At 59.4% G+C, this 15,129-nt stretch carries 16 protein-coding genes; 8 read left to right on the forward strand and 8 right to left on the reverse strand.

The window, feature by feature from the left end; all coding sequences use genetic code 11:
• Nucleotides 1–18 precede the first annotated feature (18 nt).
• From ACLH0H_RS26355 to ACLH0H_RS26365, 3 genes are all read right to left on the reverse strand, one after another.
• On the reverse strand, nt 19–519 hold the full coding sequence (locus ACLH0H_RS26355) for a CinA family protein (RefSeq protein WP_186689542.1): 501 nt from the start codon (nt 517–519) through the stop codon (nt 19–21).
• Between the two features lie 23 nt (nt 520–542).
• Nucleotides 543–1,616 carry a M42 family peptidase gene (locus ACLH0H_RS26360; protein WP_411380297.1) on the reverse strand — a complete coding sequence of 358 codons (1,074 nt, stop codon included), beginning with the start codon at nt 1,614–1,616 and terminating at the stop codon, nt 543–545.
• Nucleotides 1,617–1,746: 130 nt separating this feature from the next.
• Entirely contained in the window at nt 1,747–2,676 is a 930-nt protein-coding gene (locus tag ACLH0H_RS26365) for a ZIP family metal transporter (RefSeq protein ID WP_411380298.1), read from the reverse strand.
• Between the two features lie 366 nt (nt 2,677–3,042).
• Between ACLH0H_RS26365 and ACLH0H_RS26370 the strand changes: the two genes are divergently transcribed.
• The 4 genes from ACLH0H_RS26370 to ACLH0H_RS26385 all read left to right on the forward strand — a co-directional run bounded on the left by ACLH0H_RS26370 (nt 3,043) and on the right by ACLH0H_RS26385 (nt 4,739).
• Nucleotides 3,043–3,219 carry a general stress protein gene (locus ACLH0H_RS26370; RefSeq protein ID WP_003174481.1) on the forward strand — a complete coding sequence of 59 codons (177 nt, stop codon included), beginning with the start codon at nt 3,043–3,045 and terminating at the stop codon, nt 3,217–3,219.
• A 295-nt stretch (nt 3,220–3,514) separates the two neighbouring features.
• A complete protein-coding gene (locus tag ACLH0H_RS26375) occupies nt 3,515–3,865 on the forward strand; it encodes a general stress protein (protein ID WP_076954898.1) in 351 nt (116 codons plus the stop codon).
• Between the two features lie 53 nt (nt 3,866–3,918).
• A complete protein-coding gene (locus tag ACLH0H_RS26380; RefSeq protein WP_411380299.1) occupies nt 3,919–4,470 on the forward strand; it encodes an ATP-dependent Clp protease proteolytic subunit in 552 nt (183 codons plus the stop codon).
• A 29-nt stretch (nt 4,471–4,499) separates the two neighbouring features.
• The gene (locus tag ACLH0H_RS26385) at nt 4,500–4,739 is read left to right on the forward strand and encodes a DUF2934 domain-containing protein (protein ID WP_411380300.1); all 240 of its coding nucleotides are present in this window, start codon (nt 4,500–4,502) and stop codon (nt 4,737–4,739) included.
• A 437-nt stretch (nt 4,740–5,176) separates the two neighbouring features.
• Here ACLH0H_RS26385 and ACLH0H_RS26390 read toward each other — a convergent pair whose 3' ends face one another.
• Complete coding sequence (locus ACLH0H_RS26390; protein WP_411380301.1) at nt 5,177–5,446, reverse strand: DUF6555 family protein; 270 nt, start codon at nt 5,444–5,446, stop codon at nt 5,177–5,179.
• A 446-nt stretch (nt 5,447–5,892) separates the two neighbouring features.
• Here ACLH0H_RS26390 and ACLH0H_RS26395 point away from each other — a divergent pair, with 446 nt between their 5' ends.
• Together ACLH0H_RS26395 and ACLH0H_RS26400 are read left to right on the forward strand one after the other, a co-directional pair.
• The gene (locus ACLH0H_RS26395; RefSeq protein WP_411380302.1) at nt 5,893–6,726 is read left to right on the forward strand and encodes an SRPBCC family protein; all 834 of its coding nucleotides are present in this window, start codon (nt 5,893–5,895) and stop codon (nt 6,724–6,726) included.
• Nucleotides 6,726–7,895: a zinc-dependent alcohol dehydrogenase gene (locus ACLH0H_RS26400; protein WP_411380303.1), complete on the forward strand. Its 1,170-nt coding sequence runs from the start codon at nt 6,726–6,728 to the stop codon at nt 7,893–7,895. Before ACLH0H_RS26395 ends, ACLH0H_RS26400 begins: the two co-directional genes overlap by 1 nt.
• Nucleotides 7,896–7,955: 60 nt before the next feature.
• Here the strand turns inward: ACLH0H_RS26400 and ACLH0H_RS26405 are convergent, their stop codons facing one another.
• The 4 genes from ACLH0H_RS26405 to ACLH0H_RS26420 all read right to left on the reverse strand — a co-directional run bounded on the left by ACLH0H_RS26405 (nt 7,956) and on the right by ACLH0H_RS26420 (nt 11,788).
• Nucleotides 7,956–8,681: a DUF892 family protein gene (locus tag ACLH0H_RS26405; RefSeq protein WP_411380304.1), complete on the reverse strand. Its 726-nt coding sequence runs from the start codon at nt 8,679–8,681 to the stop codon at nt 7,956–7,958.
• Nucleotides 8,678–9,853, reverse strand: coding sequence for a hypothetical protein (locus tag ACLH0H_RS26410; RefSeq protein WP_411380305.1), 1,176 nt, complete (start codon nt 9,851–9,853; stop codon nt 8,678–8,680). Before ACLH0H_RS26410 ends, ACLH0H_RS26405 begins: the two co-directional genes overlap by 4 nt.
• Before the next feature lie 158 nt (nt 9,854–10,011).
• Nucleotides 10,012–11,343, reverse strand: coding sequence for an APC family permease (locus tag ACLH0H_RS26415; protein ID WP_411380306.1), 1,332 nt, complete (start codon nt 11,341–11,343; stop codon nt 10,012–10,014).
• A gap of 130 nt (nt 11,344–11,473) precedes the next feature.
• Nucleotides 11,474–11,788, reverse strand: coding sequence for a hypothetical protein (locus tag ACLH0H_RS26420; protein WP_411380307.1), 315 nt, complete (start codon nt 11,786–11,788; stop codon nt 11,474–11,476).
• A 418-nt stretch (nt 11,789–12,206) separates the two neighbouring features.
• Between ACLH0H_RS26420 and cyoA the strand changes: the two genes are divergently transcribed.
• Complete coding sequence (gene cyoA, locus ACLH0H_RS26425) at nt 12,207–13,151, forward strand: ubiquinol oxidase subunit II (RefSeq protein ID WP_076954908.1); 945 nt, start codon at nt 12,207–12,209, stop codon at nt 13,149–13,151.
• A gap of 2 nt (nt 13,152–13,153) precedes the next feature.
• On the forward strand, nt 13,154–15,127 hold the full coding sequence (gene cyoB, locus ACLH0H_RS26430) for a cytochrome o ubiquinol oxidase subunit I (protein ID WP_076954909.1): 1,974 nt from the start codon (nt 13,154–13,156) through the stop codon (nt 15,125–15,127).
• The last annotated feature ends 2 nt before the right edge of the window (nt 15,128–15,129 follow it).

Raw genomic sequence — 15,129 nt, forward strand, 5'->3', positions numbered from 1 at the left:
AATGTTGAAAACGGCTGCTCAGCCTCTCTCCCCCGCCACCGCCCGCTCATAAAAATACGGCAGACGCTCCAACGCGTGAACCGCCGCATACAGCTGCACCTGCTCGCGCGAGCCGATAAACCGCTCTTTCCGGCTGAACAGGCACAGGCCCTGCGGGCCGCGGTACGCCCAGGCGAAGCAGACTGTGCCAGCGGGTATGCCGTCCATGTCATCCGGGCCGAGGATGCCCGTGGTAGCCACAGCGACGTCGGCCTCACTGTCACGCAATGCGCCCTGGGCCATTTCCCTGGCGACTTCGCAGCTGGTCAGGTTGAACGTTTCGATCGTGTAGGCGCGCACGTTCAACAACCGCTGCTTCGCCTCTGGCGAGTAGACAACGTAGCCGCTGTCGATGAACGCGCCGCCCCCGGGAACTTCCGAGAGCAACGTGACTATCTTGCCGGCGGTGCAGGATTCAGCGGTGGTGATCACCAGGTCGTTGGATTTGAGGAACTCGATAGTTGCCGCGGCTGTGTTCATACCAATATATCCCTGAGTAGCGATCAGCAGGTGGCCAGGTACTCGCACAGCGACGCCGAGCACGCCTGGATGGCCCCGTCCAAAATCAATTCATAACCATGCGTGTTTTCCGTCGGTATCGAGATGCACCCGGCCCGCGCCGATGAACCATTGCTCAACACCGCGCTGGCATCCGACGCAAAATCAACCAGCAATGCATATTGGGGCGTGTAACCACAGCGCTCTGCGGCAGCGGCCAGGGACGCTACGACCGTGCGGGTGTAGTAGCCTTTTTCGTCGCCGGTATTGATGATCGGATTGATGCTTAGCTGCGTGCCGTATTCGGCCATCACCGGGCCGACCTCAACCGCGATGGTGGTATCGCCGGGCAGCGTCGCCGAGGCGTACATCGCCCCGGCGTTGCACTCTTCTTCCAGGGTCGTAAACACAAAATAGGCATCGCAGGCCAGGTCATCGCGACGTTGACTCAAGCGGTGCGCGGCGTCGATCACCGCCGCTATCGGTGCGCGATCATCCAGAAAATGCGCCGCGATGGCATCACCGACGCGAAACGGTTCACGCCAGTGGCGACTCAACACCACCCGGGTTCCGGGGCGCACGCCGTGGGCACGCAACGTGTCTATCGAAGCGCGAGTCACCACATGCACGTCGTTCCAATGCACGTTTCCGGACATCACATCAGCGCCTTGAGGTGCATTTTGGGTCGCATGCATCGAACCGAAAGACAAAACCCCAGGGATGATGTCTTGATCGCCCAGGATGTCGACCGGACACATGCCGAAATTCACCGGATTGGCGCCGCCGAGGGCCGTGACTCTCAAGGTGCCGTCGTCATCGATGCATTTCACAACCATGGCGATTTCATCCATATGCGCCATGACCCTGACCGCACGCTTGGGTTCGCTGCGCTCCCGCCGCCCCTTGATCAAGCCCACGACGTTGCCGGCGGGATCAACCCAGGTTTCGTCGCAAAGCGGTGACATGGCATGCAGGCAGATTTCGCGGACTTCGTCCTCTTGCCCACCCGGCCCACGGGCCATCAAAAGTTGTTTCAACAATTCGTCGTGTTGGCTGGCGTCGCGTTGTATATCAGGCATCTTGGCTCTCGATCACGCACGGGTGAATAACAAACGGCGCCATCGCCTCGGCGCCTTACACATCAAAAATGACTGGATGCGTTGTACGCTTGTTCAGATTATTTTCGCCGCTCGCGATGACGTCGCCCCATCACCCCAACGCAGTGTCGAGGAACATCATCACCGCAAAGCCGAGCATCAAGCCAAGAGTGGCCGGGGTTTCGTGACCGTTGCGGTGGGTTTCGGGAATCACTTCGTGCGAGACCACAAAGATCATGGCGCCGGCGGCAAGCCCCAAGGCAATCGGGTAGCCGAGGGCGAACCCGCTGGAAATGCCCAGCCCCACTACCGCACCCAAGGGCTCCATCAGCCCAGAGCCGATTGCAATCAGCGCAGCGCGAACGGCTGAGACCCCAGTGACGCGCAGCGCCAGGGCCACCGCCAAGCCTTCCGGGATATCCTGGATCGCAATGGCGGTGGTCAGGGGCATGCCGACGCGAAGGTCGCCATTGGCAAAGCTGACACCGATGGCCATGCCTTCCGGGAGGTTATGCAAAGTAATGGCAAGCACAAACAGCCAGACGCGATTGAAGCGTTCGGTCTGGGGGCCTCTACGGCCGGACTTTGAATGTTCATGGGGCACGAAGCGATCCAGGCCGATCATCAGCGCGACGCCGAGCCCCAGCCCCAGCACGACCACGCACGCGGCCCACATCGGGTTGCCCGTAATGTCCTGTGCCGCCTCGATACCCGGCAGGATCAGGGAAAACGAACTGGCCGCCAGCATCATGCCGGCGGCAAAACCGAGCAGGGTGTCCTGGGTGCGTGAACTGATGTCACGCAGCACCATCGCTGCCGTTGCACCGAGGGCCGTCGCCGCGAAACCGCTGAGGCCGCCCAGTAACGCATAACGCAGGTTGGACGCATCGGCCCCGACGATGGCGCTGTACCCGCTGACCAGTAGCAACAGCGTCACGGCAACCGTGGTGGTCCAGAACAACGCGCCCGCCCATCCTTGATCGGACACATGGCTCAACCAGCTGCGCGGAGTTGCCTCATCGGGTGTCGACAGGTCAGGCATCATTTCCTCCTTATTAGAAATAGGGACCTGGCATGCAGCACCTCCAAGTCAGTGGCCTACGTTAGGGCGTCGTCCTGCCCAAGAGGTTCCTTTCGCTTTCTGTCCTATACAAGCGAAGCGGCAACTCTATAAGCGAAGCGGAAAACAGTGCTATTAACTTAATATCAAGCCCCCTACCCCCAACTTGTAAAAGTTATACGAAGCGGCCTTCCAATTAGCATGCTGTATAAGTTTTACATGACTAACTACCGTTCATCGCCGTTTTGAAAAATTCTCAAAACATTTCGACGGGTGCCCGTATCGGAACCTATGTCCGTTGCAGTAAACGGGCGTCAGCGAAACCTCAATTACAGTTGGAGTACTACTATGACGACCAGTAATAAAAACCCAGGCAATTTCGCCAACGATCCCCAGAAAGCATCAGAGGCGGGAAAGAAAGGTGGCCAGGCGTCTGGCGGCAACTTTGCCAACGACCGTGAAAAAGCCTCGGAAGCTGGCCGTAAAGGTGGCCAGAACAGTCACGGCGGCGGCCGCAAGTCGTAACGATATAAAGAGGCAACTTACCATGCGTACGTCAGTGGAACATCAGCGAAGCGAGTTGCATCATCGACCCAGTATGCAAGTGCGCATTGACGCAAGGGTCATCGAACGGCCCAATGCGTCCCCGTGTTACGAGCATCGGCGAGTCGTTGAACTGGCTGAATCAACTATCGGCGGATCGCAAACGCGCCCGCTGTGTGAAAGGCAGTTATAACCTGCGCCATGAACTGCGCCAGGTAAGTACCCGCTAAATCGAAATGAAAGTTGTATAACCGACATAACGACGAGGTAACTGAACATGAGCACTAAAGACAATGATGGCAAAATGAGCGTCAGCGAAGCCGGTAAAAAAGGTGGCGAAGCCACTTCGGCTTCCCATGACAAAGAGTTCTACCAGGAGATCGGCAGCAAGGGTGGCCAAAACAGCGGCGGCAACTTCAAGAACGACCCCGAGCGCGCCGCCGAAGCCGGTAGCAAAGGTGGCCAGAACAGCGGCGGGAACTTCAAGAATGATCCCGAGCGCGCGGCCGAAGCGGGTAGCAAAGGTGGTCAGAACAGTGGCGGCAACTTTGCCAACGACCGCGAGAAAGCCTCCGAAGCTGGCCGTAAAGGCGGGCAGAACAGCCATGGTGGTGGACGCAACAGTTAATGTGCTTGATGCAGGGGAGCCATGCTCCCCTGCCTTGATTGATGAGGGACACCATGCCTTTACACATTATTAACTTTACCGGACCGGTCACCGCCTCAACCTGCAGCCAACTCATCGAAAAAGCCTCCCTGGCCGTGCAGCAAGACGCTTCGGGCCTGGTAGTGAATATCGCCACCATGGGCGGCGAATGCAGCTACGGCTTTACCATGTACAACTTCCTGCTGTCGCTGCCGATCCCGGTACATACCCACAACTTGGGCACCGTGGAGTCGATGGGCAATATCATCTTCCTGGCCGGTGAACGCAGGACGGCCTGCAGTCACAGCAAATTCCTGTTCCATCCGTTCCATTGGCATGTCCAGGGTGCCGTGGACCACTCGCGCATGTCCGAATATGCCATGAGCCTCGACTACGACTTGCACCTGTATGCACGCATCGTCGCCGAACGCACGCAAGACGCCAGGGAAAAACTCGAAACGGAAAAGTACCTGATCGCGGCGCCGCGCATTCTTGACCCGCAACAAGCCATGTCCGCCGGCCTGATCCATGCAATCGAACTGCCGGTCGTCAAAGCCGATTTTGTAAGCAGCTTCATTCACTCCTAGCGCCTTTAAACCAGAACGGGAGCACCTCAATGGACGAAGAAACGATTCGACTCACCGCCTACCGCATTTGGGAACAGCAAGGTAAGCCTGACGGCCAGGATTTTGTGCACTGGTTGCAAGCCAGGGACGAATTGGCGCCCGCACAGACCGATGGTTTGTCGGGCTCGATCGAAAGCAGTGTCACGCCCCCCACGCCGGACCGCTCGAAACGTCAGACGGCGTCCTCGTCCGCCGCGCAAAAAACTCGCAGCAAAAAACTCAAGACCTGAACCTGCCAGACCAAGCGTTCGGCAGCTGTCCGAACGCTCCCCCTTTGAAACTCCAATACTGGCGTTTAAATATCAACTAAGCGCTCGTTTGAAAATCTTCCCTTTTTTTGTTGAAAACAATCACGTCATAATTGATTGTGGGTGACCGTTTCAATTCAAGGAGGAATCGATGTGTCTGATCTACAAGCGAACCGCGGATGCGCTCAATGCAAACAACCTTTTGAGCCGACTACTGACGAACCCGCCTACTTGGTATCCACAGCGTCCGAAATGCTCTGCCCTAAATGCAGGCAGCAGTATCTGGCCGACGTAATGAAGGACGCACTTCAACGCAGCGTCCTCAAGTTATGCATGCTGCAGGAACGCCGAAGAAAGTAGCAAGCTTTACATGTAACCAACACCACACTAAAATGGATACCCTTAACCGGATCCCGCACTCATTCAGGGGGTGGCGGCACATAAGGCTGTGCAATAAACGGAATACTTCCGGAAGGCCGCCACCTGACATTCTCCAGGCCGTAGCGTTCTGCAAGAGGTTTGCTGACCCGCTTTATCTTTTCATGGCGTGACCGTGGAATTATACCGATTCCAGCATCGCAGGATGCCCAATGCCACGCCTCGGCGTTATTCATGACCTCAGCTCTTATAATGAAAGACTTCGGCTCATGATGGTATTCATATTCGATGATGTATAAAGAATTTTTCATATGCGCTCCTGATGATTTTTTGTTATTTGCGCAGTGCGAAGGTTCAGATTTTTTTCCCCTTACAAGTCCTTTTAGTTGCACCAAATTGCGGCGACCTTGTGATACGACCATTCGTCGGCGATTCATAAAAAAAACAAAACCGTTTCCACTTTTCTTGTTTCTTACTACTGAGTCTGTTCACTCCAGGCTCTGGTAAAAACTCCTGTCTTGCCCGTACTCCGTACGGGCTTTTTTTTGCTTTTTATAAGGCCACCCTTCTCAGCGAGACCGTGACTAGTGCATGCACCCCTATATATACAAGGGTTGTTTATTCCAAAGTGTAAGCAGGCAGCGAACAGCGTGAACTTGAAGAGCGCGACACCTTTCATCCCCAATCCCGAAATGCGGCGGAACCTCAAACGGCGCACGATTTTCTATCGCAGACACACCCATCGGAGGATCGAACCATGACTGACCAGCCCCTGATATCGACCCACACCCCGCCTGATGCGCACCGAAGCGGCACGATGACCAAGGCCGAGCGCACGCTGTCGCTGACGGCCGGCGCTGCCCTTTTGCTGCATGGCTGGCGCAAGGGCGGGTTGAGCGGCGCACTGCAGATCGCGACGGGCGCCTACGGCGTGTTTCGCGGTGCAGCCGGGCACTGCGCGCTGAAGCAGGCGTTGACGCCCACCCCCTACGAAGCGCAATTCAGCAGCGAACACCAATGGCCGATCAGCGAGGCGATCACGCGCAGCATTACGATCATGCGTCCATTGGAGGATGTGTCTGCCTTCATCGCCAGGCCCGAGAACATCGGCCCGTTGCTGCGTTGGGTCGACAGCGTTGAACAATTGACCCCGGACACCGCGCGCTGGAACCTGCGCGCCCCGGCCGGGCGGCGCCTGCAATGCACGTTGGTGCAGAGCGACACCCAGGATCCCAATGTGCTGCATTGGAACACCCCGGGCGACGCGCGCTGGGCGCACGACATCAGCGTCTCCCTGACGCCCGCCCCGGCCGGCCGTGGAACCCAGGTCAAGGCCGTGGTGGTGTGCAAGCCGACAATGGGCACATTGGGTTATGGCCTGGCCCGTGCGATCAGCCTGTTCAGCGACAAGGCCTTGCTCAACGCCCTGCAGGCGGTGAAGCAGCAACTGGAGACCGGCGAGGTCAGCAACAACCGCCTCAGGCCGGACCAGGACGACGACTTTTTTTACGTACACGCCGGCACTGATCAGGTCACGACCGATCAGCCGTCAGCCAAGACCGGTGTGGTTATTGAAGGAGGACATCACTGATGCGCGCACTCACCTGGCAAGCCCCCAACCTGCTGCAAGTCGACAATGTCGCCGACCCTGCGATCCTCAACCCACGGGACGCGATCATCCGCGTAACGCTCTCCTCGGTCTGTGGTTCGGACCTGCACTTGCTCGGCGGCTACGTACCCGCCATGAAGCCCGGCGATATCATTGGCCACGAATTCATGGGCGAAGTGGTCGAGGTCGGCAAAGGCGTCACGGAGCTGCGCAAGGGTGACAAAGTGGTCACCATCTCGATCATCGGCTGCGGCAACTGCGAGCCGTGCCAGCGCAGCGATTTCTCCTGTTGCGACAACTCCAACCCAAACCCGTCGGCGACGGACCTGATGTACGGCCAGCCGTGCTGCGGCATCATCGGCTACAGCCACGCCTTTGGCGGTTACCCCGGCAGCCACGCGACCTATGTGCGGGTGCCGTTTGCCGACGTCAACCTGTTCAAGGTGCCCGAAGGCGTGACCGATGAACAGGCGCTGTTTGTCTCGGACGCGGCGCCCACCGGTTACTTTGCCGCGGACAACGCCGATATCCAGCCCGGCGACACCGTGGCGGTGTGGGGCTGCGGTGGCGTTGGCCAGATGGCGATCTGCAGCGCCTACCTGTTGGGCGCCGAGCGGGTGATTGCGATTGACCGCTACCCCGACCGGCTGCGCCTGGCCGAAGAGCGCGGCAAGGCCATCCCTATCAACTACGAGAAAACCAATGTGCACGACGCCTTGCTGGAGCTGACCGGAGGGCGCGGGCCGGACCGCTGCATCGACTGCGTGGGCATGGAGGCGCATGGCACCGAAATCGACTACGCCTATGACAAGGCCAAGCAACTGCTCAGGCTGCACACCGAACGCGGCAGCGTGCTCAGGCAGGCCATACGCGCCTGCCGCAAAGGCGGCACGGTGTCGGTGGTCGGCGTGTACGGCGGGTTGCTCGACAAGTTCCCTATGGGCGCGATCGTCAACAAGGCATTGACCTTGAAATCCGGACAGCAACCGGGCCAGCGCTACGCACCGACCCTGTTCGAGCACATCCAGAAAGGCGAGCTCGACCCTGCCTATCTGCTGACCCATCCCATGAGCCTGGAAGACGGGGCGCAAGGCTACAAGCTGTTCAAGGAAAAAACCGATAATTGTCTGCGGGCGGTGTTTAAGCCCTGAGGGCGAGTGCGCGTGGTTTCACACCGATGTCCGGCGTGAAACCACGCATCGCGCGAACGGTCAGCTCACTTGGGCAAGCAGGTCGTCGCGGATGAACTGGCGAACCGTCGCCAGGTGTGTTTCCTCCTGCTGCAACGCATGCTCGAAGCGCTTGGCAATCAGCGGATGACCACCCGCGCGGGCGAGTTCGATCAATAGTTCCCACGCGGCGTTGTCCTCCAGCTCGATGGTCAGGATCGCACTCATCGACTGAGAGAACGTCGTGCGCGGGTCAGTCAATACTTGCAGCACACCCATGGCCTTGACCCCGACTACGTCCGCACATGGCGTCATGGCGGTGGGGTCGGCGCCCAGGGTTTCGATGGCTTCGCGCACCAGGTTCATGTGTTCGAGTTCTTCGGCCTGGATCTGGCGCAAGGTGTCCACCAATTCGGGGTTGGCGCCTGGTGCCGACGTGGCCTTGGCCACCATCGCTTCATATAAACGTACGCCGGTGCGCTCGAAGGCCAGGCGTTCGCCAAGCTTGTCGAGCAGCACTTCGGGCGCTTTGCCAATGGTCTTGTCCAGCGCGGTCTTGACCACGCCTTTGGCGCTGCCTGGCGCCGGCACCGAACCGATCAGGTCGGCTTCACGAATAGCGCGCTCGCGCTCGGCGGTGAAGGCGCTCATGTCGCCGGGGACATCGGCGGGAAACAGGCGCGTGGCTTCCAATTGGCGTGCAGTGCCTTCTGGCGACATTTGCGCGCCGGTGCGGTTGGTGCCGATGATCACTTGACGTTCGCTCATTGCTGTTCTCCCGCTGGGTTGAGTTCGGTGCCGGGTTTGAAGGTGTAGCCAGCCGACACCACGTTGGCTGGAACGCCTTCACTGTTCAGGCGTGCACGTTGATCCAGAGAGGCCTGCCCTTCCCTTTCCTTAGGCACATAGTCGATGCCATGGGCACGCAGGTCGACCTCGCGGGACGAGGTCTCGCGCACGAAATCGCGCTGGCTCTTGAACTCGATCATGCGCGGCAGCGGGCCGGCCAATACCTCGGCGGGATCACGGCGTTCGTATTGCTTGAATAACTCGCAGGCCAGGTTCAGGTGCCCCAGTTCGTAGTCGACGAAGCGTTCCCAGAGCGCCTTGATCCGCGGATTTTCTTCCTGCTCGGCGCAACTGGCGTAGGTGTAGACCTCCATCGCCTCATGCACCAGCCACTTTTCCATAAAGGTTTCGCTGGGGTCCTGCAACGAACCATACTGGGTCACGTGCTGCTCCTCGACCGAGGCGATTTCGGCATACAGCGCGCGCGCCACCGGGTCGGCGAACAGCGGGCCGATGTTCATGTAGTAGTCGTGGGTCTGGTATTCGGCCCCGGTGATCAGCGCCGCGTGGATCTTGGTGATCAGTGCGGCGTTGTCTTTTTGATAGTTATCACGCAGATCATCGCCGGGGGCGCGGTGATGCTCGCTGGTGGGCCTGCCGGGCACGAGGTCGGTGTAGCCCTGCAGAATGTTGTTGGCGTCCTTACCCTCCAGCCGGTCGAGCATGGCGGCGTAGCGGTAGAGGTGGTCGAAGTCTTCCAGCAGGCCAAAGCGATAGGTTTGGGCCTGGTAGGGGTCGGGCTCATTCTGGGCGACGGCGGCGGTCACCTCGATCGCCACCTGCTCGTAGGCAACGGTGGTTTCCAAGGGTGAATGGTCTGCAGACAGCAGCCAGTTGACCGCCGTCATCTGGTGTTGCTCGACACGGCGGATCTGCGCCAGGGGCAGCTGCAGCTCCTTGTGAAACCGCGAGCCGAAGTGCTTGAGTCGCAAGGCGTCAGATTCAACACCGTTCATCAAAATCACCCGTACCCGGGTGAAGGCATCATCGTCCAGCTTGCTGATCGGCTTGCCGGCCAGGTCACGCCAGGTAAAGCTCTGCTTGTCCAAGGGCGTGCCCTTGTTATCCAGCAGATTATCGATTTTGGACATGGGTCGATCTCCTTCATCAGTCGTCACCAAGTGACTTTTTCAACGAGCCTGCATCAGGATTTGCGGCTCTATTGGATGACAAGGAGATCGCGGGAGGGCATCGAAATTTTGTGATTGTCCTCCGATGAGCGGTTTAGCTAGGGCGGCCAGTCGCACCCTCAGCCAGGCTCCGCAACAGGTGTCGCCAAGCGGTTGCACGCGTACAGTGCGATGCCCAGCAGCATCAGCGCACCACCGCGCAACCAGGTGTCCAGGCTTTGCTGGCTGAGCAGGATCAGGCACGAAACAATCGCGAGCACCGGCACCCAGGTCGGCACGCGAAAATGCTGTTCTGCGATGGTGTCGCGGCGCAATACCAGCACCGCCAGGTTGGTGCTGAGGAACACAAAGAGCAGCAACAGCACGACCGTCTCGGCCAGCGCCGCGAGGGTGCCGGTCAGGGTCAAGGCGATGGCCACCAAGGTGCTGGCGATGATCGCGACCCAGGGCGTACGGCGCTTGGGCAGTACGCGCGAAAGCGGCTCCGGCAACAGGCCCATGCGGGCCATGCCATAGGCCAGGCGGCTGGCCATGACCATGGTCAGCAGCGCACCGTTGGCGACCGCCACCAGCGCGATGAAGGCGAAGAGCTGGGGCGGGATACTCAACCCCGAGGCGCGCACCACTTCGAGCAACGGCGCGGAGGTGGCCGTCAGCTTGTCCATCGGCAGCACCACCGACGCGGCGACACCGACCGCCATATACACGATGCCCGCCGTTACCAACGCGGCAAACAGCGCACGCGGATACACCTTGCGCACACCGCGTATTTCTTCGGCCAAATTGGCCGATGTTTCAAAACCGACAAACGAGTAGAACGCCAATAACGCGGCGCCCAGTACGGCGAGCATCGGGTTGACCCCGGCCTTGAACTCCAGCGCGCGGCCAAGGTTTGCTTCGCCGGACTGTATGCACCAGGCCGCAGCCACCACCACCAACAGCAGCCCGGACAGTTCGACGCAGGTCATGACCATATTGGCGCCCAACGACTCCTTGATGCCGCGTGCATTGAGCAGTGCGATCACCACCAGAAATATCAGCGCGGCCAGGTGCGGTGATACGTCGACGAACGCCGCCAGGTAGTCGCCGGCAAACGCCAGGGACAACCCCGCCGCGCTGGTGACGGCGGCGGCGAGCATGCTGAACCCGACCAGGAAAGAAATCAGCGGTGACTTGAATGCCTTCTCGGCGAACACCGAAGCGGCGCCGGCATGGGGGTACTTGGTCACCAGTTCCGCATAGGAGCCTGCCGTGAGCATGGCAAAGAACAACGCCACCAGCAGCGGCACCCAGATCGCCCCGCCCACTTCGCCCGCGATGGTGCCGGCCAGCGCATACACGCCGGCACCGAGCACATCGCCGAGAATGAACAGGAACAACATCGGGCCCGTCACGGCGCGGCGCAAGGACGGTTTGGAAGGTGCGGCTTGGCTCAAGCTGGATTCGGACATGGGCGGCTCTGGCGTGGGTTGCAAAGAGCGATCATCCGACACGGGCCGGCTGACGCGGGGCTATCTACAATGGAAAATGCCCGCGCCGCCAAAGTTCCGTTTTCTGCAGGGATTCCAGCGACGCGCCGCGTCAATCGTCGTCGTGCAAATGCGCATCGGCGCAGGGCAACCGCCCCGATTCCCCGCCGGCAATCCGTTCCGCCTGATCGATGCCGCGTTTGAGCGCGTCGTGCACGGACCATTGCGCGCCAGGCAACTGCTGGGTGCGTTCGACCACACATTGCCCCGTGGCGGTATAGACGCTGACCAGCACTTCAATATCGGCGTCTTCGCGCTCCCGAGCCCTGACTTCGATATGGCAACCGTTTTCCACTTCCTGGGTAAAGCACTCTTCCTCGAGTGCCTTTTCGGCCCAAGCCTTATAGGTATTACCACGAATAAACATAGCTGTTCTCCCAGACCGTTAGTGGTTGGCCTTCAAGTAAGACCTGAATGCTTTAGCAGGGATTCCGTCTTTTTTCCAAGGCTAATTGCATCATGCGCCTATAAAACCCTAAGTGCCGTTTCGCTTGTTAAACCGTTCGTCAGGCGAAGTAACAAATTGTTAAACCAACCCCCGGGCGTCTATTCAAAATGTTCGGGAGCGCGGTGAAACACGCCCCGCAGAGCGGCCGAGAAAGCCAACAGATCCGGGCAGTGGATGCAGTTTCTCCACTGGCGGCGCCGTATTGCCTGGCGTTAAGCACTTGACTGCGCCACGCATTAACAAGCGCTGCGCTGGCGTTTCGCTTAGTTAACTTGCGAACACCGGCGCCACCGTTTCGGCACCGTAACAACGGAAGTTTTCAATACAGGAGCAAGGCATGAAACGAGCGATTGGTTATTGCCTGGTATATATCGCCAGCATTTTCTTATTAACCGGCTGCAACCTGATTGTGTTCAACCCCAAGGGGCAGGTTGCAACCGATGAACGCGACCTGATTATCCTCGCCACCGGCTTGATGCTGCTGGTAGTGGTTCCGGTGATCGTGTTGACGTTTGTGTTTGCCTACCGCTACCGCGCCACCAATAAAAAGGCCCGTTACTCACCGCGCTGGGCCAGCTCGCACAAAATCGAAGCGGTGGTATGGGGCGTTCCGTTGCTGATCATCATTGCCCTGGGATGGGTGACGTGGAAAACCACCCACGCGCTCGATCCTTACCGCCCGCTCGACTCAGAGACGCCACCGATCAATGTGCAGGTGGTGGCGACTGACTGGAAATGGTTGTTCATCTACCCCGACCTGGGCATCGCCAGTGTCAATGAGCTGGCCCTGCCGGTGCATACGCCGGTGAGTTTTACCGTCACCTCCGACGCGGCCATGACGTCATTCTTCATCCCGGCCCTGGGCGGGCAGATCTACGCCATGGCCGGCATGCAGACCAAGTTGCACCTGATCGCCAACGAGACCGGCGAGTTCAGAGGCATTGCCGCCAACTACAACGGCCCCGGTTTTTCCGACATGCATTTCGCCACGCTGTCCCTGAGCCCCACCGACTTCCAGGCGTGGGTGGCCAAGGTCAAGGGCGCCGCCGCCCCACTCGACCACGCGCGTTACGCGCAGTTGGCCAAGCCCACCACCCGGCACCCGGTGACCTATTTCTCGTCGGTCCAGGAGCGGCTGTTCCTGGACATCGTCGACAAATACGAAGGCATGAACAAAGCCAGGAAACCCGAGCGCAACCAGACCCAATCCAATGGTGCTGAATCGAACGGCACCGGCACGCGCACCGATCAACACCCCAGTCTGCTGGCCGAGGAGCAATAACAATGTTCGGAAAACTGTCATGGGACGCGATTCCAACCACTGAACCCATTGTGATGTACACGCTGGCCTTCGTCGGTCTCATAGGCGTGGCGATGGTCGGCTCCATTACCTGGAAACGCAAATGGGGCTATTTGTGGCGCGAGTGGTTCACTTCGGTGGACCACAAGAAGATCGGCTGCATGTACATCATCGTCGCGCTGGTGATGCTGCTGCGCGGTTTTTCCGATGCGATCATGATGCGCACCCAGCAAGCCATGGCCGCCAGTGGCGGGCCGGGGTATCTACCGCCGGAACACTACGACCAGATCTTCACCGCCCACGGCGTGATCATGATTTTCTTTGTGGCCATGCCCTTCGTGGTCGGCCTGATGAACGTTGTGGTGCCGTTGCAGATCGGCGCACGCGACGTGGCCTATCCGTTTCTCAACGCGCTGAGCTTCTGGCTGTTCGTGGCCGGTGCCCTGCTGGTCAACGTATCACTGGGAATCGGTGAGTTTGCGCGAACCGGTTGGGTCGCCTATCCGCCGTTATCCGGGTTGGCCTACAGTCCCGGGGTCGGGGTGGATTACTACATCTGGTCACTGCAGATATCCGGTATAGGCACGCTACTGACGGGGCTGAATTTCTTCGTCACGATCCTGAAGATGCGCACCGAAGGCATGACCTTGTTCAAGATGCCGGTGTTCACCTGGAATGCGCTGTGCACTTCGGTGCTGATCCTGGCGTCGTTTCCGATTCTCACCGCCACCCTGCTGATGCTGTCCCTGGACCGTTACCTGGGCATGCATTTCTTTACCAACGAAGCCGGCGGCAACCCGATGATGTACGTCAACCTGATCTGGGCCTGGGGGCATCCGGAGGTGTACATCCTGATTCTGCCGGCGTTCGGGGTGTTTTCCGAGATTGCCGCGACCTTCAGCAGTAAACGGCTGTTCGGTTACGTGTCGCTGGTATGGGCCACGATCGCGATTACCGTGTTGTCGTTCATCGTGTGGCTGCACCACTTCTTCACCATGGGCGCGGGAGGCAACGTCAACGCGTTCTTCGGCATCATGACCATGATCATCGCGGTGCCGACCGGGGTGAAGATCTTCACCTGGCTGTTCACCATGTACCGTGGCCGGGTGCGCTTCGAAACCCCGATGCTGTGGACCCTGGGCTTTATCGTGACCTTCAGTATCGGCGGGATGACCGGGGTCCTGCTCGCAGTGCCGGGCGCCGACTTCATGCTGCACAACAGCCTGTTCCTGATCGCGCATTTTCACAACGTGATCATCGGTGGCGCCGTGTTCGGCTACATGGCCGGCCTGACCTACTGGTTCCCCAAGGCCTTTGGCTTCCGCTTGAACGACAAGCTGGGCCGCATCGCTTTCTGGTGCTGGTTGATCGGCTTTTATTTCGCCTTCATGCCTTCGTACGTGCTGGGCTTTATGGGCATGACCCGGCGCCTCAACCATTTCGATAATCCGGAATGGCGGCCGTGGCTGCTGCTGGAAGTGTTGGGCGTGCTCATCATTCTCTGCGGCGTAATCTCCCAGGCACTGCAGCTGTACGTCAGCATCCGCAACCGTCACCAATACCGCGACCTCACGGGCGACCCGTGGGACGGGCGCACCCTGGAGTGGGCCACCTCCTCCCCGCCGCCGCTGTACAACTTCGCCGAGCAACCCAAGGTCAGCGACCTGGACGCCTATTGGGGCATGAAAGAGCGCGGCGTAAGTACCCTCAGCCACACCGACTACCGCGCCATCCACATGCCGCGCAACACCGCCTCGGGCCTGGTGATCAGCCTGTTCGCGCTGATCTGCAGCTTCGCCCTGGTCTGGCATATCTGGTGGCTGGCGGCGTTCGGGCTGGTGGCTTCGGTGGTCGCGTTCGTGGTGCGCAGCTACGACGAAGACACTGATTATTTCGTGCCCGCCGAAGAAGTCGCGCGCATCGAAACGGCACGTCTCAAAGACTTGGCAGAGGCTTGATC

Source organism: Pseudomonas sp. MPB26, assembly GCF_046605355.1.
Classification (GTDB): Bacteria; Pseudomonadota; Gammaproteobacteria; order Pseudomonadales; family Pseudomonadaceae; genus Aquipseudomonas; species Aquipseudomonas cedrina.

Coding starts and splice junctions, on each gene's coding strand:
- ACLH0H_RS26355 (WP_186689542.1), bottom strand. CDS start 519: ATGAACACAGCCGCGGCAACTATCGAGTTCCTCAAATCCAACGACCTG.
- ACLH0H_RS26360 (WP_411380297.1), bottom strand. CDS start 1,616: ATGCCTGATATACAACGCGACGCCAGCCAACACGACGAATTGTTGAAA.
- ACLH0H_RS26365 (WP_411380298.1), bottom strand. CDS start 2,676: ATGCCTGACCTGTCGACACCCGATGAGGCAACTCCGCGCAGCTGGTTG.
- ACLH0H_RS26370 (WP_003174481.1), top strand. CDS start 3,043: ATGACGACCAGTAATAAAAACCCAGGCAATTTCGCCAACGATCCCCAG.
- ACLH0H_RS26375 (WP_076954898.1), top strand. CDS start 3,515: ATGAGCACTAAAGACAATGATGGCAAAATGAGCGTCAGCGAAGCCGGT.
- ACLH0H_RS26380 (WP_411380299.1), top strand. CDS start 3,919: ATGCCTTTACACATTATTAACTTTACCGGACCGGTCACCGCCTCAACC.
- ACLH0H_RS26385 (WP_411380300.1), top strand. CDS start 4,500: ATGGACGAAGAAACGATTCGACTCACCGCCTACCGCATTTGGGAACAG.
- ACLH0H_RS26390 (WP_411380301.1), bottom strand. CDS start 5,446: ATGAAAAATTCTTTATACATCATCGAATATGAATACCATCATGAGCCG.
- ACLH0H_RS26395 (WP_411380302.1), top strand. CDS start 5,893: ATGACTGACCAGCCCCTGATATCGACCCACACCCCGCCTGATGCGCAC.
- ACLH0H_RS26400 (WP_411380303.1), top strand. CDS start 6,726: ATGCGCGCACTCACCTGGCAAGCCCCCAACCTGCTGCAAGTCGACAAT.
- ACLH0H_RS26405 (WP_411380304.1), bottom strand. CDS start 8,681: ATGAGCGAACGTCAAGTGATCATCGGCACCAACCGCACCGGCGCGCAA.
- ACLH0H_RS26410 (WP_411380305.1), bottom strand. CDS start 9,853: ATGTCCAAAATCGATAATCTGCTGGATAACAAGGGCACGCCCTTGGAC.
- ACLH0H_RS26415 (WP_411380306.1), bottom strand. CDS start 11,343: ATGTCCGAATCCAGCTTGAGCCAAGCCGCACCTTCCAAACCGTCCTTG.
- ACLH0H_RS26420 (WP_411380307.1), bottom strand. CDS start 11,788: ATGTTTATTCGTGGTAATACCTATAAGGCTTGGGCCGAAAAGGCACTC.
- cyoA (WP_076954908.1), top strand. CDS start 12,207: ATGAAACGAGCGATTGGTTATTGCCTGGTATATATCGCCAGCATTTTC.
- cyoB (WP_076954909.1), top strand. CDS start 13,154: ATGTTCGGAAAACTGTCATGGGACGCGATTCCAACCACTGAACCCATT.